Source organism: Paenibacillus sp. UNC217MF (genome assembly GCF_000686865.1).
In the GTDB taxonomy this organism is placed as follows: domain Bacteria; phylum Bacillota; class Bacilli; order Paenibacillales; family Paenibacillaceae; genus Paenibacillus_B; species Paenibacillus_B suaedae.
The window spans coordinates 558,493-583,559 of sequence record NZ_KK366028.1 but is presented as its reverse complement, the minus strand read 5'-3'; the positions used below and the strand labels follow the sequence as shown (position 1 = coordinate 583,559).

The window sequence follows — 25,067 nt, the reverse complement described above, 5'->3', positions numbered from 1 at the left end:
TACCTCGTTTTCATTTCATAATGTATTTTTTAATGATTGTTTTCAATAATGGTATACGCTTTATTTTTTCTAAAATAGTTATACCATCTTGTAGTGCTCTGTTTAAAAATATTTGTTCAATAAGAGCTGCTCTTAGACCGACCGCATATTGATCCTTATACTTCTCATAGAGTACAGGATGATGTTCATATATATGTCTATATGTTTCTTGAACAATTTGGACATTAGTCATAAATTCTGTTGTACGTGAAGTAGGTTTAATTCTATACCGGAATAGAACTTCTGGGATCTGATGAATCTCACGACCTATTTCCAAAATAGAAAGCCAAAAGTCATAATCCTCCATTCCATGCTTCATGTTTGTATTAAACCCGCCAACATTCTCCCAATCTTCTTTGTAAAACAATGCTGTTACAAAAACGATATTATCTAGAAGCATTTTTTCTAAAGAATAGTTAGGGAGATCCCACCGCCCACTTCGCTCACCAAACAACTCCGCAAAGCAGTAAACAACCCCTACTCGTTCATCTTTCTCCATAATGCTCACAGCTTTTTCTATATACTCTGGCTCGATAATATCATCAGCATCTAATGGCAAAATATATTTCCCTGTTGCTTGCGAAATCCCTTCATTTCTTGCGCCTGCAGGACGAAGTCTTTTTGTTTTTAATAGTTTAATGTTGGATTCAGATATATTATCTAGAATTTGTAGCGTGTTTGGATCATCTGACCCATCATCAATAATTATTACTTCAATATCTTTGTAAGTTTGAGCATTTACAGAAGCTAACGCCTCTCTTATATATGCCCCATCGTTGTAGCAAGGCATTATTACACTAACTTTACTCACCAGATCCCCCCCTAGTAATGCCACCAAACAGTAATACCTTTAACATTGTTTTAAATCTACGATTTCTCATTTCTGTTGTAATATGATGCAACACACTTTGTGTTTCATCTAATCTATACTTAACATTATCCATTTGTTCTTTCATGTTTATCAGTTCCATTTCCATCTTTTCTAGCTGAATTTTTTTTATATTATTTTGTTCTTCCATCCCCGTTATTTTAGCGGCAAGGAATTTGTTTTCAAATACTTTCTCTTCCAATTCATAGTTAATCTGATTAATTACTACTTCATTCTCCCCTAATTTAGTATTAAGGTGATTGTTGATTGAAATTTGTTCCCCAACCTTTTTTTCACTTAACCACAGCTCTTCTTCCTTTTTCTGATATCCGATCGTCCAATCTAAAATCGTACAAGTGAAAAATATCTTAATGTATGTTGCCCTTGAAAAATCTCCATTTATCAAGAATTGTGGATCATAAGTGTAAAATTCGTAGCCTACACCATCCGTGTATTTTTCAGCATTAAGTGAACTTACATTCATTACCGTTCCATCTGTTTCGATTTTCTGTATTTCAATGCAGCTCGCCTGTCCTTCAAGCGGATCAAATCTCAAGCTTTTAGCATCTCTTAATTGTTTCTGTGTAAATAACGCGACAAAGCCGGAAGAAGTATACATTGAGTTATTGCTTTCATAATTGGCATCTGAAAATCCATTACCCAAATCCAAGAATAAGCTACTGCGTAACACATTCTCTTTCATTTTCTGTGTTGCTGCTTTTTCCAAATCAATAGGAACGATATCTTTGGAAAGACTGTGTAAGTCCTTAATACCTACATACTGATTAATAAAGTGAGATTCCCAATTCAGGAAACATTCCTCAACATCTACATTGATACCGATTAAATCATACAATACTGGTTTCGTCAAAAACCCACAAAAATCGTGTTCCTCTGCAAATTGTTTCAGCATACGCCAAAGAATAAACTCCATCGGTATCTGACATGATTTATGCCACTCATAATCTATAACTAAATAACGGTCATTATCCACAAAAATATTACCTGAGATCATATCTACATTGACATTGTCATTCCATCGAAGTTCCTGTTCACATTGCTTGTTCCCAAATATCTCTCCGAAAGCTTGCGAATAAGATTGTTTTTGCAATGGTACGTTCCAAAACAATACCTTTCTAAAGTGATTGATATGCGAAAAAAACTTCTCACTATCATTTTGTTGGCATGTTTTGATCAAAATTTCTTCTAAACTATCTTCCGTTATAAAAGGAAATGATAAGACGTCACCATTTTGTTGGCACTCTATATTGTTTAAAATACCACTACCATATTCATAATTACTAAAGCGCTTCATTGTAAGCAAATGTTCATGCCCCGCTGGCAACAGAGCTTTTTTATATACATTTTTCTTGTTAGTGTCAAAATAAGTACAGATTTGAAACTTTTCATTTCGATTTGCGCTCAATTTAACATACGAGACATTTGCCGGCTCTTCATCGGGTTCGACAGCAACTTCTACTAAAAACGAATTACTGAATTTATCTATGACACCCAGTTTCATAAGTGAAACATAAACTTTTCTTTCTTCGAAAAGTTTAACTCTGGACATGTCCATTGGATAATCGAAGCTGGACGGCTTTCTTTCAAGTAGCGTCTCATCTGTAAAGATTTCCGACGGGAACTTATAATCAGGATAAGGATAATAGTATTTTATCGAACATAGCCCAGCTTTGCTTATTTGTTCATCTAATTCTATCTTAGAGAAAGTCCTAACTTTCTCACCATTGTCGTATTCGTTCAAACCAGAAAAAAATACCCCAGTATGATCTTCTTTTGAGCCAGAAAAATATTTAAGTCCCATCCTATTTTCAATCGACAATAGTATTTTTCCTTTATCGTTCAAATGCATTGCCGACAATTTCAAGAAATCTATATACGGCTGCTCACTCTCAATCATATAAGCAGCATACTCTAGTACACCATTAATAATAATATAGTCAAACTTGGATTCTATCGGCAATTTTTGAAAGTCGCAAACTACTATTTCCAGGTTGTCAAAATGCTTATGACGTTGATAATTAATTTCTGCACGTCTTTTTGTCAACTCTACAGCAACTACTTTTGAACCAAGCTCACATAAAAGTCCTGTTAAAGCGCCACAACCAGCACCAATTTCTAAAATGCGGCACCCCTTTTTAAATGGGAACCAATTTAAAATATTATGACGGAGATGGGACATATGGTAAACAACAGGCCATCTTCCATCTTTATGCCAGTCACATTTACCACTTATTGCGTACTGCAGTAATTCAGATTCTATATCTCCATCAGAGTATACATCGTCAGTACTTGGTACGTAATAATCAAGATTAAATTTAGCCATTCAACTCCCACCCCAGTCTTGAAATCATTATTTTTTTCTACTTCAATTCACGTCGCTTTTTGGAAGCCGTACTCGCTTGCCCAATATCAAAATGTACTTGAATGTCACTAATTTGATCATCTATTATGGTAAATGATTTGATAGATGAATAATTATCTATCTCTGTCAAGAAAACTCTATCATTTATAAATGAAAAATAATAAGGGACTCCTTTCATGCCCAATAGGTCATAGATATCTTCACAATTCGTTTCAAGTTGATTTAAATCCTTAATTCTAATCAATCTTGGTTCTATTTCACCATTCCCAGTTTGATATACAGTTATATAGAAGTATGAACCTATTTTAGCAATATCATTCATGCCAAGTAGCTCAAATGGGACTGTATACTCGTCAATTAGGTTAAAGGATAAATCAGCTATTTCAGCTACAATAATCTTCCCTGGACCTGATACAAAATACATTTTCCCATCAATGATACTAAATGATCTAATATAGGCGCTTCCCAAATACTCAGGTTTCACAACTTTTTCTATAATTACTTTCTCCCCAGTATTTCTTAACACAAATACATGTTGAGAGGATGCAGATAACCCGTAGAACAATCCACTCTTACTGTCATACACAATTTTATTTGGTTGTTGTCCGATATTTGTCAACGATTGAATTTCTACAAAAGAAGTACCTGTTTGTCGAATAACCTTTATAGTATCATTTTTGGAATCATCGATTAATAAGACTTCACCATCACTTGCAATGATATGAGGATTATGAAATAAAACTTCTACCGTATTCCAATTTTCTAAAGGCGCAGTGATACTGTCACTATAAATAATTCGGTGATGCCAGCAATCAACGATGAAATAAGATTCATTAAACTTTGTGATGTATGTCGGAGAATACAATCTTTCTTGATATCTATCCACACTCACGGTTTCATTTTCTTTTTTCTCGTAATAATTCATACTACTCATGTATGCATTACTAACTTCAACCGTGTTTCCAATCATCTTCACTTTTCCTCGTTCAAGCCATATCACTCGGGAACACATTTCGCGAATTTGTTCGATACTATGCGACACCAGAATAACCGTTGCTCCACCGTGAATTAATTCCCTCATTCTTTGAGAGCTCTTTTTTTGGAAATGCGCGTCACCAACGGATAAAATCTCATCTACAATTAAGACATCGGGGTTAACAAGTGTAGCAATAGAAAAAGCCAGTCGCATTGTCATACCTGATGAAAAGTTACGAACAGGAACATCCATAAATTCTTCAAGTTCCGAAAATTCGACTATTTCGTCATATTTACTTTCTAGATATTCTTTCGAATAGCCAAGTACGGCTCCATTTAGAAATATATTTTCTTTTGCCGTCAAATCAAAATCAAAGCCCGCACCAAGCTCAAGCATAGGGGCAATGCTTCCTTTAACACTTACGGTACCTTGATTTGGCGATAAGATTCCCGAAATGATTTTGAGCAATGTGCTTTTACCAGCTCCATTACCACCAACAATACCTACTACCTCACCTTTTTTAATAGAGAAAGATACTCCATTTAAAGCTACAAACTCTTTATATTCTAATTTTCCGGTAAGTTTCTTAACCACAAATTCCTTGAGACTCATGATGCGATCATTCGCCATGCGGAATTTCATAGATATATTACTTAGTTCAATCAAGCGAATCCTTCTCCTTATAGATTAAGTATGAATTTGTTTTGTGTTCGTTTGAATACATACATTCCAACTAATAGGGATATAGCTGCAAAAGCACCACAATATACCCATGCCTTCAGAATTGGCACTCCATTATATAGAATAATAAATCTTAAAAATCTAATAAAATGATACATAGGATTAAAGCTTAATAAAGACAGCATGTGTGACGGAAGTATAGACTCCGGATAAAAAATAGGAGTCAAATACGTCCATATCGTTAGTAGTACCCCATATAAAAACTGCGTGTCTCTAAAGAAAACCATTAATGAAGATAACATTAGAGAGAGACCTAATGTAAATATAAACATACAAGCCAATACATATAAAATAGATATATGAGCAAAAGTAATGCTCATTCCTGACGCTATAATTACAATGTAAAGTGCCAACAAGGAAAATAAGAAATTGACCCCTGTAGACAGGACACGAGAAAGCGGATAAATGTACTTTGGAATATAAACTTTGTTTATTAATGAAGCATTTTGAATAATGCTCGCCATTGATTGAGTAGTAGCTTCTGTTAGATAATTAAACATAACAATCCCACTTAACAAATAAACAGAGTAATTAGGGATATCGAACCGGAATAAACTAGAAAACACCATATACTGCACAATAGATATAAGCAAAGGATTCAAAAGGCTCCAAATAATCCCTAAAAATGATCTTCTGTACTTTGTTTTAAAATCTCTTTTCACTAATTGAGAAAGTAAAAAACCATATTTACGATAAATGTTAATAGTTTTAGTAATCATATGCTTAACCCCACAAGTTCAAAATAATAAATAAAACAAACCCCCAGATAAATGGGCGTTTTTTTTCTTAAAAGAATTTATTTGCTTGTATTTAAAACGGTTTGAGTAATCAATTCCAACTTTTCAAACTCCTTTCACTTAAATGAAAGATATTACCATATTCATCTAAATTGTAATTAATCAATTTAAACTTCATACCGACATAAGCTACTTAACATTCTCTGGGTGATTGTATGTTCGATAATTTATGCTAAAATTGAGTTTATAATTCGTTAGTAAAGGAGCGTAAAAATTGTCGACTTATGGATATACTGGCTCCAAAGCCAAGAAAAACAGCGAAGCCTCCAAAGCACCATGGCTGCTGCTTGGAGTCATCATCTTATTCTTACTATGGTCCTCATTCAAAGTTGCACTATTTAACGGACAAATGGCAGATTTCGATCAACCAATATATGTAGCTGCATTATTATCCGCTATTATAGCTATGATAGCCATCGCTGTTGGTTGGAAGCAATTTAATTGGTCTAGCCGCAAAGACTTATTGTCTCTCTGCGTATTCTTATTGCCTGCCAGCTTCGCGTTATCTACGATATCAGCAGCATCAAATTACTTGGCAGTCAACATGTTAATTATCATGCTGATGTACGGCATATTTTTTGTCGCTTCTTCCATTATAGCGCAAGATGGTGTCGTAAATCGAACATTAAATCTAGCTATCATGATCATTTCTTATATCGTCGTCTTTTTTGGATTGTTTCATTGGTTAGGAAATGGACCTGGTGTGACGGCACTTATCAAGTGGCTGGGGATTTCAACAACGCCATCTGGAGCATACTTGAATGCAGTTATGAGTGACTCTAATGGCGAGCGGCTGGCATCTGTCTTCCAATATGCAAATACATACGCTGGTTTTTTAATGGCATTTCTGTTGGGAGCGTTACTCTTCATTAGTAAGTCTCAGAATTGGTGGAGGAAATCTGTCCATTCATTTATGATTGTACCCATTATGTTATCCATCTTTTTAACTTTATCTCGTGGTGGACTACTTCTCCTCCCCGTTGCGTTTATCGTTGTTCTTGTTTTTTTAAAGCCATATCGTCAATTGATGTGGTTTATGCATTTAATTATCAGCGGAGTAATCACGGTTCTTATTTTGAATCCAGTTACTGAAATTGGTCTACGGGTTCAGAAAGATTTTTCCGTATCTGATTCCTTGAAGGGCTGGGCCTATATCATAGTCGGCTCTATACTCTCTGCAGCAATATCTTATGCACTTGAACGCTGGATTTCGCCGTGGTTAGAACAAAAAACAACTACAATTTCTAATAAACGATGGGGAAGTTTCCTAATACCTGTCGGCGGAGCAGTTTTGGCAGGTCTTCTGTTATTTGTTCTTATTGGAACGAATGTGAAAAATATGCTTCCTGAGAACATTGCAACACGGTTGGAAACTATTAACTTCCAACAACATAGTGTTCTCGAACGTATCACATTCTATAAGGACTCACTGAAACTCGTAGCGGATTACCCGTTAATTGGTGCCGGTGGAGGCGCTTGGGCCGCTCTTTATGCGAAATATGAAAACAATCCCTATGACATTCAACAAGCACATAGTTTTTATATGCAATACTTAGTTGAAACCGGGATCATCGGGATTCTCATTCTTATGGCTTTTCTTATCTATATTTATTGGAACTACATCCGATCATATATAAACGCCAATGATCAAGAACGAGATAGTTACTTTTTGTATTTCATTCTTTCAACGAGTATTCTTATTCATAGTGCAATGGACTTTAACATGAGTTATGTGTACATCGGTATACTTGTTTTCATATCTCTTGGGGGGATGACTGCATCCATTAAGTCAAAGCCAATCGAGAAACGTACACAAAAAAAATACCAGATTGCATTGACAAGTATTCTAGGAGTAGTTGGTATCGGTCTTTTCATCACTTCCATTCTCTTTGTTCAAGCATCTAGCTCGTTTGCAAGTGCAAAACAAATCGTCCTTGCAACTCAGGATTTTAACAAGACGATGGATCAGTTAAGAAAAGCAAAGAGCATTCGCTCTACTCACCCGGAATACGCAGCTTTCGAAGCACAACTATACATGTCAGTATATGAACAACAAAAAGACGAACAGTTCTTTACAGAAGCGGAAAAAGTATTGAAAAATGCACTGGGGGATAACCCTCATAATAAGTCGCTCCTATTGCAGCTAATCAAGCTTTATAACATAAAGGGGCTGGATGAGCAGGTCTATGCAGTATATTCTCAGAATGCCCCCAACTTCCCTTGGGATATGAAATGGTATGAAGAATATATGGACGTAGCTTTACGTGAAGGGTATAAATCTATAACAACAGCGCCAGATATAAAAGACGGTTATTTGGATGAAGTCATTGCCGCTTTCGAGCATGTCAAGGCAGGCGTGGAGCACTTGAAGACATTGCCGAAAGGACAACTTCAAGGCAATCCATTTTACGTTACTTCTAGTATGGCTATGAATGCTGGACGCGCATATGTAATGAAGGGAGATCCTGCTAAGGCGGCTGAAGCAATGAAGCCATACTTGCAAGAGAACTTAACTGACTCGAACAACCCTGAGGACAACCCTGGGAATAACCGTGAGCTCGCACGCTGGTACGTAGCCGCGACGATCCAGCAGGGGCAAGTAGATCAAAATTGGTATGATAAGCTTGTGGCACTAGGTTCAGACCAAAAAGAGCAGATTGATCAAATCGTGGGAATGAGATTTAAAACTGAATAAACGAATGGATACAACAAAAAGGAACGTTCTGATATCGGAACGTTCCTTTTTCTATTACCTTTATTTTTCATACTCAACTATCATACGCTTCATATACTCAAGTAAATCTCCCCGTAGCTCTGGGCGCTGCAGCGCGTAATGCAGTGTCGTTTCAATGTAGCCAAGCTTCTCACCAACGTCATGCCGTTGACCATCGAAATGATAAGCTAACACATTTTGTTCTGCGCTTAGCTGTGCAATCGCATCGGTAAGCTGTATCTCTCCATTAACCCCAGCTTTTTGCTGTTCTAGCAATTCAAAAATACGCGGTGTCAGTATATAACGTCCCATAATGGCCCAGTTAGAGGGTGCCGATTCTTTGTCTGGCTTCTCTACAAGCTGTTCCGCACGAATAATCCTTTCTTCTACAGCAGAACCTGCTACGAGTCCATAACGGGATACATGTTCCCAAGGGACTGGCTGCACACCAACAACCGAGGATTCGTAACGATCATATACGTCGATCATTTGTTTCAGGCAAGGTACCTCTGCTTGTACGATATCGTCTCCAAGCAGTACAGCAAATGGTTCGTTTCCGATAAATTTGCGAGCACACCATATTGCGTGTCCTAATCCACGGGGCTCTCTTTGCCGGATATAATGAATGTTGGCCATCTCGGAAGATTTCCGTACTTCCTCTAACAGCGCTAATTTATCTTTCTCCAGCAGGTTATGCTCGAGTTCAAAGTAATTATCGAAATGATCCTCGATAGCCCGCTTTCCCTTACCTGTAACAATAATGATATCCTCGATGCCGGAGTCTACAGCCTCTTCCACAATGTACTGAATCGTCGGCTTATCGACAATCGGCAGTATTTCTTTAGGCATTGCTTTTGTTGCAGGCAAAAAGCGCGTACCCAGCCCTGCAGCTGGAATAATTGCCTTTCTAATCTTCATCTTAAGCCTCTCCAATCTCTAAATCGTTCATCTATCTCCGCTCAAACCTGATGCTATCTTTAGTATACATGAAAAGGGATCAAGAAATATACTTACCAAGGTATACGTCATTGATATTATTACTCATTTAACTTATTGCTCCTGTTCAGTATCATAGTTAACGTAAGTAGCAATAATATGCATCCAACTTTTTTGATGAATCCCCTTCTGTACTTCCTCTTTGGATAAAACATACAGATTACTCACCATAATTAGCACATGTCATGGACTCGAAATGGACGCTTCCCTAACAAAAAGACCCGAACCCAGATTTCCATGCAGTTTCCTACATATTTCATCTGGTTCGAGTCCATTATTGTAGCTTTACGTTATTAAGTTAATAACAACTACTTACTTCACCAACTGCCCACGCGTTACGCCGAGCTGGTTCGTTGCCTTCAGCTTGCGCCATACTTCCGTGCCGCTGATTTCACCGCGAAGTGCACGGCCGTACAGGTCGATTACCTCTTGCACTTGCTCTGGCGTTTCCTCCAAGAACTCGACACGGTATGTGCCAACGCCAAGCTCCAGGAAGTTAACCAAATACTCTGCACCCGACTGCTCAATCGCGTTGTACACGGTATTACGGCAGCCCTCGTCTACCCGAACAGGGTGGGACATGCCGATGCGGTCACGCAGGGATACACGGTGCTCCTCGCACGGACGACCGCAGTTCGTGTAGTCTGTTCCTTCGCTTAGGAATGTGCAGTACACGCAGTGCTCGGTATGGAACATCGGCAAATGCTGATGGATGACGATCTCCAGCATCGATGTATCTGCATGACGCAGCATATCGACCATTTGCTGAATGTTCAAGTCATATGATGGTGTAATGCGATCCAATCCTGCTTCCTTGAACAGCTGTACCGTCTTATGGTTCGCCACGTTCAAGGAGAAGTCCCCGATCAGCTGCGGGAACGGCTCGCCTTCCGGCTTGCCAGGGCAGATGGCCAGCTGCGGATCATTTGCAGCCTGCTCTATAACCTCTTGGCTAGGCATCCCTGATGACGCCCTCTTGCTCTCCCATTCCGCCTTCTCCAACTGGTAGTAATTCAGTGCACCCGTGTTGCGGACGAGCACTGCATCCGGCTTCAGGTTCAAGATGTTGCGATGGTATCCGTTCTCGTTCGGCATATGGATGCGCGGCGTTACCAGTGCAATCGGCTTGCCTGCTGCGCGGCATGCTTCAATGGCAGCAGGGAACTGCTTAATGAATTCAAAGTCAGCGTAAATCAACGATACATCTGTCTTCACGGCAGCCTGCACCTGTTCCAAGTTGCGGCACATCGCTGTCAACTGAGCACCGCCAAACGGTACTGGCGTCTGCTCCTTAACAGCATCACCCATAGCCGCGATATCGTGCTTCACGTATACCGGCGGTTTCGGACGTTCTCCTGCAAGCTCCTCCACGGCATGGCGGCGAATCGCATTCAACTCGCGCATCGGAACGATAACATCGCCTTCAAGCGCCGATTCCAATGCCTCAAGCTGATACACTGTACCGCCCAGACGACCGAGTTGCTCACGCAAGAATGCCTCGTCCATCGGACGTTTTTGTGCAACCTCAAGCGGAAGCTCCGAATCCACTTGAACGACTGTTCCCTTTTGCACGTCCGTCCACCACGTACGCAGTGGCTCGCCAGCACGGCCTTCAACACGCACATGCACAGGGAAGACACGGTAAGGCTTGTCCGTCTCAAACGTGGCACGCATACGCTTATCGAGCGCCTGGTCGCTCGTCTTCCAGATCCGATCCCCAACATGAACGCGGCGCAAGTCCACGTCATTGCGTCCTGGCACGATGTCTACAATCCAGCCTTCCTCCGCTTCGCCTTCCAGCTTCACGCCTTGACGACGCAAATCGTAGATGCGTCCGCCCTCTTCCTTCTTCGTCGGATCACCAGCATCGAAGCCAATGCCGTCGCCGCGCTTCAGAGGCGCTTCCAGTTTACATACGACACCGTCACGCAGCACCTGCTGCACCGTACCCACATATACACCGCGGCTCTTCGGGAACGTTCCGTCCACAAGCTGCTTGTTGTTCGTCCCTTTCAAGAAGCCGTGCGTGAAGCCGCGAGAAAAGCTTTGCTGAAGCTCGCGAACTTCTTCCTTAGAAGGGCCTGCCCAATTGCCATCGAAATAGTCATCAATCGCTTTGCGGTACTTGCTCACCACGTTCGCCACATATTCCGGCTGCTTCATGCGCCCTTCAATTTTGAAGGACGTAACACCCGCTTCAATCAACTCTGGCACAATATCAATCGCCGCCAAATCCTTCGGCGACAGCAAATATGTCACATCACCCATCGGCTGATGCTCCCCGTCAACCATCATGTCATACGGCAAACGGCAAGCCTGCGCGCATTCCCCTCGGTTCGCCGAGCGGCCGCCCCACATTTCGGACGTTAAGCATTGTCCAGAGTAGGACACGCACAACGCACCATGCACGAACACTTCCATCGGTACGTTGGCCTTCTCACCGATCTTTTGAATTTGCTTCAGGTTGTTCTCACGGCCAAGCACAACACGTTCCATGCCATACGGCTTCGTAAATTCAGCCGCTTCTGGTGATGTAATCGTCATTTGTGTTGAGCCATGAATCGGGAAGTCAGGCGAAATTTCGCGAATCATTTTCACCAAGCCCAAGTCCTGTACGATAACCGCGTCTACACCCGCATCAATACAAGCCTCGATAAGCCCCTTCGCATCCTCAAGCTCATTTTCGAACACCAATATATTAAACGTCAGAAATCCTTTAACCCCATAACTATGCAAAAACGCCATAATGTCCTGCAAATCATCCATCCGGAAATTGTTCGCACGCGCACGTGCATTAAACTTCTCTACTCCGAAAAAGATCGCATCCGCGCCATTTGCCACTGCGGCACGCATGCAATCCCAATCGCCAGCCGGCGCCAGCAGCTCAATATCTCCACGCTGTATCCCTTGCTTCATTGTCGACATGCTCATCCTCCAAGCTAATTTATCCATTGCCGCATGATGCGGTCATCTCTATCTACTTATTTAAATATGCTTCAATTAGTATAGCGATCTTTACGCCGAAACTCCAGCATAGCCTAGAACTTCCTGCTCACTATGCCGTATACCTGCACGTAAGCTTGCTCGAAGCAGAGTCGCGTAAGGACATTTCCACCTACAACTAGACAACCAGCTGCACACGTAAGAAAAAGAAAAGCATCCCGCCATAGCTTGGCTAGGATGCTGTCTGCATCATGACTTCTTATTCGTCACTTGCTCCGTAAATTGAAAGGATTCCATCGTACGCTTGAAAGAGTCAAGCAGTTCTGGTGTTCGGGCCGTATCATCCACGGAGTACACGAGTGAGAACACCTTGCCTTCACGCGCAATTAACAGCAAATTCACGGTGAAGCTCAATTGACCGGCCTCACTGAATACTTTCATCTCGACCACATAAGCTTTATTGCCCTGAACCGTCGTCTTCTCTTGTTTCACGATCTCAACCTTGGTGTCGCCTTCCCCTTTATAGTAATCTTCCCATCTTGCAAGCGCCTCTTCTACTGTTCGCACTTGATCGACATACACGGAGAAATCACTATCCGGCCGTGAATAATAAGCAATCATGCCTTCGTCCATTTCAACATCATAGTTCTCTTCTCCCCAAGCATAGAACCCGCTCGTCCACCAATCCGGTACCTGCAAGGTAAATCCATAATTCGGAGCTTTGCGAGGTGAGCTGACAGACCAGTCCTTGTACCAGTCTTCCCCTTTCGGGAAGTCTTCGGGACTTTCAAGATCTTTCTTCACACTTCCATCAACCTTCACCGAGGAAAACAAGCGGTTTCCAAGAGAAATACCCTCTGAATTATCCGGACAATGATAGATCATCAAATATTGCACACCTTGATCGACAACGAGCAGATGCATGCTCACCTTCCAGTTCTTCTCGTCGACTTTGCTTTTTATTTTAATGGATTTTGCCATTTTCCCATCTGCAAGTTTTACGTCCTGCTCAGGATCGACCTGCAAATACTCAGACTTGGTGGTCTTTTTCATATAAGATAAATGTTTTTGCGCATATTGGTCGATCGTCAAACCAGGTGCAGCAGTGGCAATATTGTAATTGGCAGACTGTTCCCAATTTTTCGACCCATACGATTGGAAATACGTATCAGACGATGCCCACTCTACCGGCAAATCCATTGTCAGCCCTTTGCCCCACAACTCCGTATTGCGGTAGCCGTCCTTCACCGAGCTGATATTGGTTGCAGCACCAGCGGAAAAGCTCGGACGGAACGTATTTATGAACGGGACGTACTGCAGCATCTGCTTCGGTCGCTGCGCATTTGCATCAAATATACGGACGATGTATCGCTTGCCGTTGGTGCTGAACACACGCGCTAAGTACATATCCTCTTCATTTATAAAGACAGATTGTGCGTATGCAATCCCATCAACCTTGCCTGTGCTTGCTTCATACATTTCAGACTCATCGTCTAACTCTTCCGTTTGCAGATACTCCATTAATTGCTGTTCCGACGCTTGCCCCTTGAACGTATCTGCCCAATGCTCAAGCGGCTTCGATGCCCAATCCAGCGCATTGATTATTACATAGACATGTTCTGTTGGATCCGCAAACATAACAGCGAACTCCTCAGGGGATAAGCTCTCATGCGTCCAGCCCTTAGGGAGTACCATATTCCATTGATAGTAGGAATCTCCAACACGCGCAGCCTTCGCACTCACATCTACAGCAGCACCTGCAAGATTCCCTGCCTGTTTCCAGCGCAATACAATCGATTTATCCTTATCCACCGAATAAGTTGCACCAAAAGCTTGTGCCACCTGCTTCAACGGCACCATCGCAGTACCGCCAGTCATTTCCGGGGCTACTGCCAGTGTGACAAGCTTGCCGTTCAGCATCGCCTGCTTCTGGCCGATTCTCATCCGAATGGAGGCAGCATCGCCTTCCAATATGACTGCATTATCCTGTTCCCATTTCAAGGCCGCATCGAACACATTCGTGAAGATACTAAGCGGCACCATCGTTGTTCCTTGACGAACGTATGGCTTCACAATCGCTAACTTCTCACCGTTCCATGTCGCACTCGTACTGCCCACTTTCAATCGGAGCATCTCCTGCTGCCCAGCCGCGGCAGTTGCTGCCACAGCCGGAGACGGAGACACGTTCCACCCAATCGTTCCCGCTACGACGGCGGCTATTGTCATAATCGCTACACTCTTCCGCCAATGATGGCTCGAGAACGGATATCGAATCGTTTTCCCCATATGAAGCACTCTCCCCTTAGCTCTTCATCTATGAAATATTCCCTTCAGTTTTCATGCACTTCTACTTCTACTTCTACTTCTACTTCTACGTTACTTATCAGCTTCTGCTGACTTCTCCTTAACAGTAGGCTTTACTGCTTCACTCAGCACTATCATCTTCGCAACAAGATTCCCCTTCGACTGCATCGTTAGCTTTACTTGTTGCCCTGGCAAAAATGACTTTAGTGCCTCATGCACATCGACAAGAGTCTTCACTGGCTTACCGTTAATGGCATACAGCACATCGCCTTCCGTTATGCCTGCCTTCTTCGCCTGGGCGCTTACAACGTTCGTAACCTTGATCGGAACATCTGTCGGCAATCCAACATACGCAGCCCAGCTCTCTTCCAGTTCAACGCCAATCGAGGCCCGCTTCACCTTGCTATATTTGAAAAAGTGCTCCACAATCAAGTTTACCGTGTCAGACGGTATCGCAAATCCCATGTTCTCAATCCCTACAGCAGCGAACTTCAACGTATTGATGCCAATCACTTCACCATGCATATTCACAAGTGGCCCCCCGCTATTGCCGGGGTTAATAGCCGCATCCGTCTGAATCAGCTTGTAACTTGAATCAACAGCCCTGTCGATACCGCTAATAATCCCGGAAGTCGCAGAATTGCGCAGTGTAAACGACACTGGTGTTCCAAGTGCAACGACCCCTTCGCCCACCTTAAGTGTTGGGTTCGGACGTACAAATGTGGCAGGCTTCATGTTTTGTGCATTGATTTTAATCAGGGCAATATCACTTTCCTCATCAGCGAACCACTTGCTTACCGGATAGGATTTCCCTTCCGGCGTTACGACCACTGGCTTCTGCAGTGCTAAAATGACATGCGCATTCGTAACAATCCAGCCATCCTTGCGCACAACGACTCCCGTTCCGTGAGACAGCCAGTTGTCTGAATCATCTTCTGCATCGATCTGACGGCCAATAATCGATACAACGGATGGGCTTACCTTTTCCACAATAGTAGGAATATCATTAGGCTTGTACTGATATGTATTCGACTTGCTATCATATGTACCTTTGCCGCCGGCTACCTGCTCAAGCGCCTCCGCTTCTACATATACCTTGTCCTTCACCTTTACGGCTCGAAATGACGCCTCAGCACCTGCCGCAGTTGGCAGAACAGATGCTCCAACCAGCAAGGAAACGATAAAAAGCACAACTCTGTGTCTTCCCATTCTTCTAGATAACTTCACTTCTGATGCATGATTTGTATGTATTCTCTTCCCTTGCCCAACCATCCGGTTGCTCCTCCTCTTGCCCCCTATGAAATCAGGGCATTCCAATCTATGCTTCCATTCTCCTCCAACCTCAGATCATATGCAAGAAAAAAAAGACTCCTTGATGTTATCCACCAAGGAGTCTGTCTGTAGGACATGTATGTATCGCCTTATGTGATATGTGAAGATCAATTGTTCAAAGGCTTGATGGCGATTACCAACCCTGCACCATTACCCAATCCGCATATAAAAAGACAAGCAAGCTCACAACGGCGAAGCCGAGCGCAAATAGGTTGCGAGGACGCTGCTTGACTTGGCGTAGAACTGCCCAGATCAAGAGTAAAGTAAACGCAATCATAAATAGATCAAAATGCTGATAGGTGCTTTCGCTCTGTTGTGCTGCTTCGGCCAAAAACATGGTGTGACCTCCCTCTACACGTTCATTATACTCATATGCATCTATGTTATATTTACCCAGCAAAAGAATCAAGGCAAATTTTTCATATTTAACAAGATTGTCACCAATATTTCATGATTTATCCCTTGTCATTGAAACCCTGCATGATAGTTGTCATTGAGTGAGAGATTAGATGGACATGTTTTCGCCACATCATTCCGTACCTGTGCCTTTCACTTTACTTGGCTTAATTCTCCCGATGCCATTCATAAGAGAAATTGAATGTATTCATCAGAAATTATAATAGCACTTGTCTTCACCATGCATTGTCGCCTTGCTGGAAATATGTTACGATTACCTCATCTATAAAACATACTATTTATATCGGAATAAACAAGTTTAGAGGAAATGAGGGACTGCCAATGGCTTATGATCCAATTTGGATGCAAGACCCTGTAAAGCTGAATAAGTTCGAGTTTGTCAAAATGGAGAAGGACGGTCTTGATGTCATTCGCGATATTATCGAGACGTATGCGCAGCAAGGCTATGAATCCATCCCCGAAGATGACAAAGGTCGTTTCAAGTGGGCCGGTGTCTATGAGCAGAAGCCGAAGGACGGACATTTCATGATGCGCATCCGCATCAATTCCGGTATTATGTCCGCCGCTCAAGCTCGAACGCTAGCCGATATCGCTGAGCTATACGGCCGAAGCCTGATGGACGTAACAACACGCCAAGCGATTCAGTACCACTGGCTGAGAGTCGAGGACTTCCCCGATATCTTCAACCGTCTTGAACAGGTTGGACTCTATTCCTATGAGGCTTGCGGCGACTGCCCGCGAACGATTGTCGGCAATCCGCTTGCTGGCATTGATCCCAATGAATTAATGGATACAACCGATCTCGTAAATGAAGTAAATGATTTTTTCCTCTTGAATCGAGACTTTTCCAACTTGCCGCGCAAATACAAAATGTCGATTTCCGCCAACATCTATAACAATGCGCATGCTGAAATAAATGACTTAGCCTTCACCCCTGCCGTCAAAATCATTGATGATGAAGAAGTGATCGGCTTCCACGCCCATGTCGGAGGTGGATTGTCCGCCAAGCCGCACTTGGCGCAAAAGCTTGATATGTTCATACGCCCTGAGGAAGTGCTCAAGGTCGCCATCGGCGTAACGACACTATTCCGTGACAATGGATTCCGTGAGAAGCGCCATCATGCCCGTCTGAAGTTCCTTATCGCGGCTTGGGGTGTAGAGGCTTTCCAGAATCGCTTGGAGGAGCTGATCGGCAAGTTCCCTACTCGTGGTGAGGATAGAACCGTCGGCTGGCAAGCAGCCTACTTCGACGGCGTACATCCACAGAAACAGAACGGCCTCTTCTATATTGGACTCAACGTGCCAATCGGCCGGTTGGATAGCCACGAGTTCCGCCAGCTGGCTGACGCAGCTGAACAATACGGTGACGGATTACTACGGACAACGATGTCCCAGAACATTGTTCTGACTGGCATACCTGAATCTCACATTGACGAGGTTCTTGCTCTCCCCGTGCTGCAGCGCATTACGCCACATCCTAAGCCATTCATGAGCCGGACGGTATCATGCACAGGCAACGAATTCTGCAACCTAGCGATCGTAGAAACGAAGGAACGCGCAAGACGCGTAGCTGACTATTTGGATGAGCATATCACCGATCTGGATGAACAAATTCGCATTCACTTCATTGGTTGTCCTAACGCCTGCGGTCAGAAGCATGTCGCTGATATCGGCTTACAGGGCTCTCTCGTGAAGACGGAGCAAGGCATGGTCGATGCTTTCGATATCGCAGTCGGTGGCATACTCGGCCCGAATGCCCGTTTCAACACAACGTTGAAAGGGCGTGTAAAGGGCGACGACGTCCCATACGTCATAGAACAGCTCCTTCGCTTCTATAAAGAGGAGCGCAAAGCAAATGAGACATTCCATCATTTCTTCCTCCGTGTCGGTGCAGAAGCGTTCCAGCAGCGCCTGACCGAGATTCTAGCTGCTCCTATCGGCTAAGCCTAATGAGAGAGAATACATCCACCCCGCACCAGCCTCCCCTGTTATGAACAAGAGACCAACCTTAGCTAAGCGCTCTGGCTGGTCTCTTCATTTCACAGCATATGATTTATTGAGAAAAGTTCTGCATTATTACTTGTCTTCGTCCAGCATGCACCATACTCTGCGATTATTATACTGCAGCCTTCGTACGATTAATCGCCTTAGCTAAAAATGACTTGCCTAACATTGCTCCTAACATTACTTATCGTACCATGATTCAGCCTAACATGTGCTGTAAGTTGCCTTATGCCTATTACTCGTCCTTCAGTTGAATCTCCTCGTAAGAACGAATCATCACATCTGCGGATTCAGGCGCTGTATCAAATTGATTCGCTTCATCAATGAAGATTTGAAGACTTGAGCCAGCAGCGTGTCCCATTTCCATATCCCCAACCGAATCTCCGATCACAGCTATCTCATGTGGTTCCAGACCGATCTCTCGGCAGGCCAGCTCCACCATGTCCGGATAAGGCTTCCCTTGAGCTACACAATCATCGCCAACGACCGCATCGAAATAATGGCGGATTCCCATCTTCTCCAAATGCTGCTCAGATGGCCCCTTATCATCTGCTGTTACAACCGCCATCTTAAGTCCATGCTGACGGCAGCGTTCCAGAAACGGCACAACGCCTGTTACCGGGATTATATTAGCATGCTCCAGCAATTGCTCATTTGCCTGCTCAAACACCTCAGTTACCCGCTGCACAGCGCGGTTCCACGGCACTCCTTCTTTATAGAGCAAATAAGTCGCGATCGAAATCATCTGCGTCGGAGAACCCATCGCCAGTGGCCCTTGCCGATCATGCGAACGTATCGATCCATCTGGCTCGATGTGAACGCCTAAAATATATCCCGGATCTTCCGGCAAAGAGCCGCCCTCTTGCTTCAGCTCCTGTTCCAATCCCTTCATTACCGTCTCCGCCCACCAGCCCCACAGGCTAATGAACTGTAACAGCGTTCCATCCTTGTCGAACAAAATACCGCGCACCTTTGCACTGCAAGAACCTACTTGAAGCTGAACCATCTGCACCATCCTCTGCAAGATCATTATCGTTGCCCTACCATTTCGGCATACATAGCTCGGTCTCCTGCTGCATTCCTTAACTGCTTCAACATTTCTCGACATGGGATCGGGATGTTAAATGGCAATTCCAGGAGACACATCCAAAACACATTTAATAACACGTTCGAAAAACAAACTGCACAAAAAGGCACGGCCAGCTGTTATAAGCCGTACCGTGCCTGTATCGTACATCAATGAAACGATGCTGATTCTACACTTGCTGCGCTTCCCGATCCTTCTTCGTTAGCTGCTTCGTACGCTCCGCATCGCGCTCCAAGATCGGCTTCAAGTACTTGCCTGTATAAGACGCAGGTACCGTGACGACTTGCTCCGGCGTTCCGTGCGCAACGATTGTTCCGCCTCCGCTGCCGCCTTCTGGACCCAAGTCAATAATATAGTCTGCGGTCTTAATAACATCCAGATTGTGCTCGATAACGAGCACCGACTCACCGGAATCGACAAGTCGATGCAGCACATGCAGCAAGCGATCAATATCCGCAACGTGAAGACCTGTAGTCGGCTCATCCAGAATGTAAATCGTCTTGCCTGTGCTCCGGCGATACAACTCAGCTGCCAGCTTCACGCGCTGTGCCTCACCGCCAGACAATGTTGTCGCAGGCTGTCCGAGCTTCATGTACCCAAGGCCGACATCAAGCAATGTCTGAATCTTGCGATGGATACGAGGAACGTTCTGGAAGAACTCCACTGCATCCTCGATCGTCATTTCCAGCACATCTGCGATGTTCTTCCCTTTGTATTTCACTTCCAGCGTCTCACGATTGTATCGCTTGCCCTTACATACCTCACAAGGTACATAGACGTCAGGCAGGAAGTGCATCTCAATCTTAATAATCCCGTCTCCACGACATGCTTCACAGCGTCCGCCCTTCACGTTGAAGCTGAAGCGTCCCTTCTTGTAGCCACGGATCTTCGCTTCATTCGTTGAAGAGAACAGGTCACGGATATCATCGAATACACCTGTATACGTGGCTGGATTCGAACGTGGCGTTCGCCCAATTGGGGATTGATCGATATCAATGACTTTATCGATATGCTCAAGTCCTCGAATTTCCTTGTGCTCACCTGGGCGTACCTTTGCCTTGTTCAAATCTCGCGCCAGCGTTTTGTACAAGATCTCGTTGACGAGTGTCGACTTGCCTGAGCCGGATACGCCAGTTACTGCGGTGAAGACGCCCAGTGGAATCTTTGCATGAACGCCGCGCAAATTGTTCTCCTTCGCACCGCGAACCTCCAGCCAGCGTCCATCCGTCTTGCGGCGTTCCTCAGGTACGGGGATAAACTTGCGACCGCTCAAATAAGCCCCGGTAAGCGAGTTCTTATCCTTCATGATCTGCTTCGGCGTGCCTTCAGCTACAACCATACCGCCGTGGATACCAGCGCCAGGGCCGATATCGATAATATAATCGGCTGCAAGCATCGTATCCTCGTCATGCTCGACAACGATAAGCGTATTCCCGAGGTTGCGCATATGCTCCAGCGTCTGGATTAAGCGATCATTATCACGCTGATGCAGACCGATACTAGGCTCGTCCAAAATGTACAGAACGCCCATCAAGCTCGAGCCAATCTGTGTCGCCAAGCGAATGCGCTGTGCCTCTCCGCCAGATAGCGTTCCCGCTGCACGGTTCAAGGTCAAATACTCAAGCCCGACGTTCACGAGGAAGCCAAGACGCGAATTTATCTCCTTCAGAATGAGGTGAGCAATCAACTGCTCCTTCTCTGATAGCTCTAAGCCGCTAAAGAAACGCTGCGCTTCTCCGATAGAGAGCGAGGTGACATAGGCCATGTTCTCATTGCCTACCGTAACCGCCAAGCTTTCCTTGCGCAAACGATGCCCTTTGCAGGAGGCGCATGGCTTCGCACTCATAAACCCTTCAATATATTCACGGATGCCCTCGGATGCCGTCTCACGGTAGCGGCGCTCCAGATTATGAACGATACCTTCAAACGGCACAAAGGCTTCCTTCTTATGACCGAAATCATTCTCATATCGGAAGCGAACCTTTTCACCGCCCGTACCATTCATCAATTTGGACATCTGTTCCTTGTCTAATTGTGATACCGGAACATCCGTAGAAATTCCATAATGCTCACATACCGCAGCCAAGAACTGCGGATAGTAGTTCGACGTGCTGCCTGCCCATGCTTCAAAAGCGCCATCCTCAATCGTGCGCTCACGATCCGGCACCAGCAGTTCAGGATCGACAATCATCTTCATACCGAGTCCATCACATTCTGGACAAGCACCAAATGGACTATTGAAGGAGAACATGCGGGGAGCAAGCTCATCGATACTGAAGCCGCATTCTGGACAAGCCAGATTCGAGCTGAACACCAACTCTTCCTCGCCGATAATATCCACAATCAGCTTGCCGTCTGACAGCTTCAACGCTGTCTCAATCGAATCGGCGAGACGCGATTGCACATCTTCCTTCACGACAATTCGATCTACAACAACCTCGATATTGTGCTTGCGATTCTTCTCCAGCTCAATCGTCTCGGACACATCACGCAATTCTCCATCCACACGAACCCGCACGAAGCCTTGCTTTTGAATATCAGCAAATACTGTCTTATGCTCCCCTTTGCGTCCAGAAATGACTGGGGCTAGCAATTGCAGCTTCGTACGCTCTGGGTACGACATGATACGATCCACCATCTGTTCCACGGTTTGCGACGTAATCTCTATTCCGTGCTCTGGACAATGTGGATGACCGACACGTGCGAACAATAGTCTCAAGTAGTCGTAGATTTCCGTAACCGTACCAACCGTTGAACGCGGATTGCGGCTTGTCGTCTTCTGATCAATTGAGATGGCTGGAGATAGCCCATCGATGGAATCGACGTCCGGCTTCTCCATTTGCCCGAGAAATTGACGCGCATAAGCGGATAGGGACTCCACATACCGGCGCTGCCCTTCAGCGTAAATCGTGTCGAAGGCTAATGACGATTTGCCCGAGCCGCTAAGACCCGTAAGTACAACGAACTTGTCGCGCGGGATCGTCACATCGATATTTTTCAAGTTGTGGGCACGCGCCCCTTTAATCACAATATGTTCACTAGCCAATGGATTACCCCTCCTGCTCGTTCAGGTTCACTCGAACCACGTACGGCATCTAAAATTACTACTCTATATTAGTCCATCGCCTTCAATTCCAACAAAGCATCACGCAGTTCGGCTGCTCGTTCGAATTGGAGGTTCTTCGCGGCATCTTTCATTTCCGCTTCCAATCGCTGAATGACCGACTGACGATCCTTCTTCGACATCTTCTCGACAGACTTGCTGATATCGTACCCTTCCTTCGACTCCGCTGTCTTCGTCGCCTCGATCACATCGCGCACTTTCTTGCGGATTGTCTGTGGCGTAATGCCATGTTCCTCATTGAACGCCATCTGAATCTTGCGGCGCCGTTCGGTCTCCGTGATGGCCTTATGCATCGAATCCGTCATTTTATCCCCGTACATGATGACACGTCCTGATGCATTCCGTGCCGCACGCCCAATCGTCTGAATGAGCGAGCGTTCTGCGCGAAGGAAGCCTTCTTTATCTGCGTCCAAAATCGCAACCAGCGATACTTCCGGCAAGTCGAGCCCTTCACGCAGCAAGTTGATGCCGACAAGCACATCGTACACGCCCAGCCGCAAATCACGCAGCAGCATCATCCGTTCCAAGGTTTTAATATCAGAATGCAAATAACGCACCTTAATGCCGATTTCCTTCAAATAATCGGTTAAGTCCTCGGACATCTTCTTCGTTAACGTCGTCACAAGGACACGCTCGTCTTTATCCAAGCGAATGCGAATTTCTTCAATTAAGTCGTCAATCTGCCCCTTCGTAGGCCGTACTTCAATAATCGGATCCAGAAGACCTGTCGGACGAATAATTTGCTCTACCATCTTCGGAGTATGCTCAAGCTCGAACGGCCCCGGCGTCGCTGATACGAACACAGCCTGACCTACTTTCTGCTCGAACTCCTCAAACTTGAGCGGTCGATTATCCATCGCCGACGGCAAACGGAATCCATGCTCAACGAGCACTTCCTTCCGCGCTCTGTCGCCGTTGTACATCGCACGCACCTGTGGGAGCGTAACATGAGACTCATCGACCACGACAAGGAAGTCGTCAGGGAAATAGTCAAGCAACGTATACGGTGTTGCACCGCGTTCACGGAATGTGAGCGGTCCGGAGTAGTTCTCGATCCCCGAACAGAAGCCCATCTCCTGCATCATCTCGATATCATAGCGAGTACGCTGCTCCAAACGCTGTGCTTCTAACAGCTTGCCCATACTGCGCAATTCTTCTAACCTTTCTTCCAATTCACGCTCTATATTGACGAGAGCCACCTTCATTGTCTCTTCTCGCGTTACGAAGTGAGACGCTGGGAAGATTGCGATATGTTCACGTTCACCAATAATTTCACCAGTCAGCACATCTATCTCAGTAATTCGCTCGATCTCGTCACCGAATAGCTCCACACGAACTGCGTTCTCACCGTTCGAGGCTGGGAAGATTTCAACGACATCGCCCCGCACGCGAAACGTACCGCGTGTGAAGTTCATATCATTGCGCTGGTATTGAATGTCGACTAGCTTGCTAAGAATCGCGTTCCGCGGTTTCTCCATCCCCACCCGAAGCGACAATACGAGGTTGCCGTACTCCATCGGGGAACCCAAGCCATAGATGCACGATACACTCGCCACAATAATAACATCACGGCGTTCGAACAAGGAGCTGGTAGCAGAGTGACGAAGTTTGTCGATCTCTTCATTGATACTGGAATCCTTCTCAATATACGTATCGGAAGAAGGAATATAGGCTTCTGGCTGATAGTAATCGTAGTAGCTGACGAAATAAGACACAGCATTGTTCGGGAAGAATTCCTTGAATTCACTGCACAGCTGTGCAGCGAGAGTCTTATTGTGAGCAATAATTAACGTAGGACGATTCAACTGAGCTATCGTCTGGGCGATGGTGAAGGTCTTCCCTGTTCCTGTCGCTCCGAGCAGCGTCTGATACCGTTTCCCTTGATGGACGCCTTCAACCAATTGTTCAATCGCCTTAGGCTGATCTCCTTGAGGGGAGAACTCGGATACTAGCTCAAAAGGTCTGTCTTCCCTTTCAAAGTCCGTCACAACTTCACCACTTTCTATTTAATATCATGTAGATTTTATATGATGAACTGTATCTGTCAGAGCTTAGAACTGCATTATGCAGCCGTACTCCGACCCGTACAGCAAAACGCTACTGTAATGAAAATAAATTTCTGCCTCATTCTCTGTTTATAGGCATTTCATCCTGCTTATTCGCGCAAAAAACGCTCGTTCTGGGACACCCTAGGACTCTTGACTCAAAACTTTGGTACAGGCCCGCAAGCGCCCTCTTCCCCTAAACTTTACCCAATTTCCACCCGATAAACATATCAGGTACAGCATGGCGAAACAATGGGTTCGCTTAGGTCTGTTGCCATGATATAGTATGGATGCTGAA

At 44.6% G+C, this 25,067-nt stretch carries 14 protein-coding genes; 2 read left to right on the top strand and 12 right to left on the bottom strand.

Going from position 1 to position 25,067, the window contains the following annotated elements; translation table 11 throughout:
• Positions 1–10 precede the first annotated feature (10 nt).
• Genes BP95_RS0124155 through BP95_RS0124140 form a run of 4 tightly spaced genes read right to left on the bottom strand, consistent with a single transcriptional unit; the run spans position 11 to position 5,726 of the window.
• The gene (locus tag BP95_RS0124155) at positions 11–850 is read right to left on the bottom strand and encodes a glycosyltransferase family 2 protein (RefSeq protein ID WP_028533432.1); all 840 of its coding nucleotides are present in this window, start codon (positions 848–850) and stop codon (positions 11–13) included.
• A complete protein-coding gene (locus BP95_RS32125) occupies positions 843–3,251 on the bottom strand; it encodes a class I SAM-dependent methyltransferase (RefSeq protein WP_051614178.1) in 2,409 nt (802 codons plus the stop codon). Before BP95_RS32125 ends, BP95_RS0124155 begins: the two co-directional genes overlap by 8 nt.
• Positions 3,252–3,288: 37 nt before the next feature.
• Entirely contained in the window at positions 3,289–4,932 is a 1,644-nt protein-coding gene (locus BP95_RS34110) for an ABC transporter ATP-binding protein (protein WP_231515185.1), read from the bottom strand.
• Positions 4,933–4,946: 14 nt separating this feature from the next.
• A complete protein-coding gene (locus tag BP95_RS0124140) occupies positions 4,947–5,726 on the bottom strand; it encodes an ABC transporter permease (RefSeq protein WP_028533431.1) in 780 nt (259 codons plus the stop codon).
• 292 nt (positions 5,727–6,018) lie between these two features.
• Here BP95_RS0124140 and BP95_RS0124135 point away from each other — a divergent pair, with 292 nt between their 5' ends.
• Positions 6,019–8,499, top strand: a complete 2,481-nt coding sequence (locus BP95_RS0124135) for an O-antigen ligase family protein (protein ID WP_028533430.1) — start codon at positions 6,019–6,021, stop codon at positions 8,497–8,499.
• Between the two features lie 60 nt (positions 8,500–8,559).
• Here the strand turns inward: BP95_RS0124135 and galU are convergent, their stop codons facing one another.
• The 5 genes from galU to BP95_RS0124110 form a co-directional block, all read right to left on the bottom strand.
• Complete coding sequence (gene galU / locus BP95_RS0124130) at positions 8,560–9,435, bottom strand: UTP--glucose-1-phosphate uridylyltransferase GalU (RefSeq protein ID WP_028533429.1); 876 nt, start codon at positions 9,433–9,435, stop codon at positions 8,560–8,562.
• Positions 9,436–9,825: 390 nt separating this feature from the next.
• On the bottom strand, positions 9,826–12,438 hold the full coding sequence (locus BP95_RS0124125; RefSeq protein WP_028533428.1) for a U32 family peptidase: 2,613 nt from the start codon (positions 12,436–12,438) through the stop codon (positions 9,826–9,828).
• 267 nt (positions 12,439–12,705) lie between these two features.
• Entirely contained in the window at positions 12,706–14,742 is a 2,037-nt protein-coding gene (locus tag BP95_RS0124120; RefSeq protein ID WP_028533427.1) for a stalk domain-containing protein, read from the bottom strand.
• Positions 14,743–14,832: 90 nt separating this feature from the next.
• Positions 14,833–16,032 carry a S1C family serine protease gene (locus BP95_RS0124115; RefSeq protein WP_231515184.1) on the bottom strand — a complete coding sequence of 400 codons (1,200 nt, stop codon included), beginning with the start codon at positions 16,030–16,032 and terminating at the stop codon, positions 14,833–14,835.
• A gap of 193 nt (positions 16,033–16,225) precedes the next feature.
• The gene (locus BP95_RS0124110; RefSeq protein WP_021257086.1) at positions 16,226–16,429 is read right to left on the bottom strand and encodes a DUF2759 family protein; all 204 of its coding nucleotides are present in this window, start codon (positions 16,427–16,429) and stop codon (positions 16,226–16,228) included.
• Positions 16,430–16,830: 401 nt separating this feature from the next.
• Between BP95_RS0124110 and BP95_RS0124105 the strand changes: the two genes are divergently transcribed.
• Positions 16,831–18,453, top strand: a complete 1,623-nt coding sequence (locus tag BP95_RS0124105; protein ID WP_028533425.1) for a nitrite/sulfite reductase — start codon at positions 16,831–16,833, stop codon at positions 18,451–18,453.
• 295 nt (positions 18,454–18,748) lie between these two features.
• Here the strand turns inward: BP95_RS0124105 and BP95_RS0124100 are convergent, their stop codons facing one another.
• From BP95_RS0124100 to uvrB, 3 genes are all read right to left on the bottom strand, one after another.
• The gene (locus BP95_RS0124100) at positions 18,749–19,519 is read right to left on the bottom strand and encodes an HAD family hydrolase (RefSeq protein ID WP_028533424.1); all 771 of its coding nucleotides are present in this window, start codon (positions 19,517–19,519) and stop codon (positions 18,749–18,751) included.
• A 250-nt stretch (positions 19,520–19,769) separates the two neighbouring features.
• Positions 19,770–22,646 carry an excinuclease ABC subunit UvrA gene (gene uvrA / locus BP95_RS0124095; protein WP_028533423.1) on the bottom strand — a complete coding sequence of 959 codons (2,877 nt, stop codon included), beginning with the start codon at positions 22,644–22,646 and terminating at the stop codon, positions 19,770–19,772.
• Positions 22,647–22,714: 68 nt separating this feature from the next.
• Positions 22,715–24,712 carry an excinuclease ABC subunit UvrB gene (gene uvrB / locus BP95_RS0124090; RefSeq protein ID WP_028533422.1) on the bottom strand — a complete coding sequence of 666 codons (1,998 nt, stop codon included), beginning with the start codon at positions 24,710–24,712 and terminating at the stop codon, positions 22,715–22,717.
• Between the last annotated feature and the right edge of the window lie 355 nt (positions 24,713–25,067).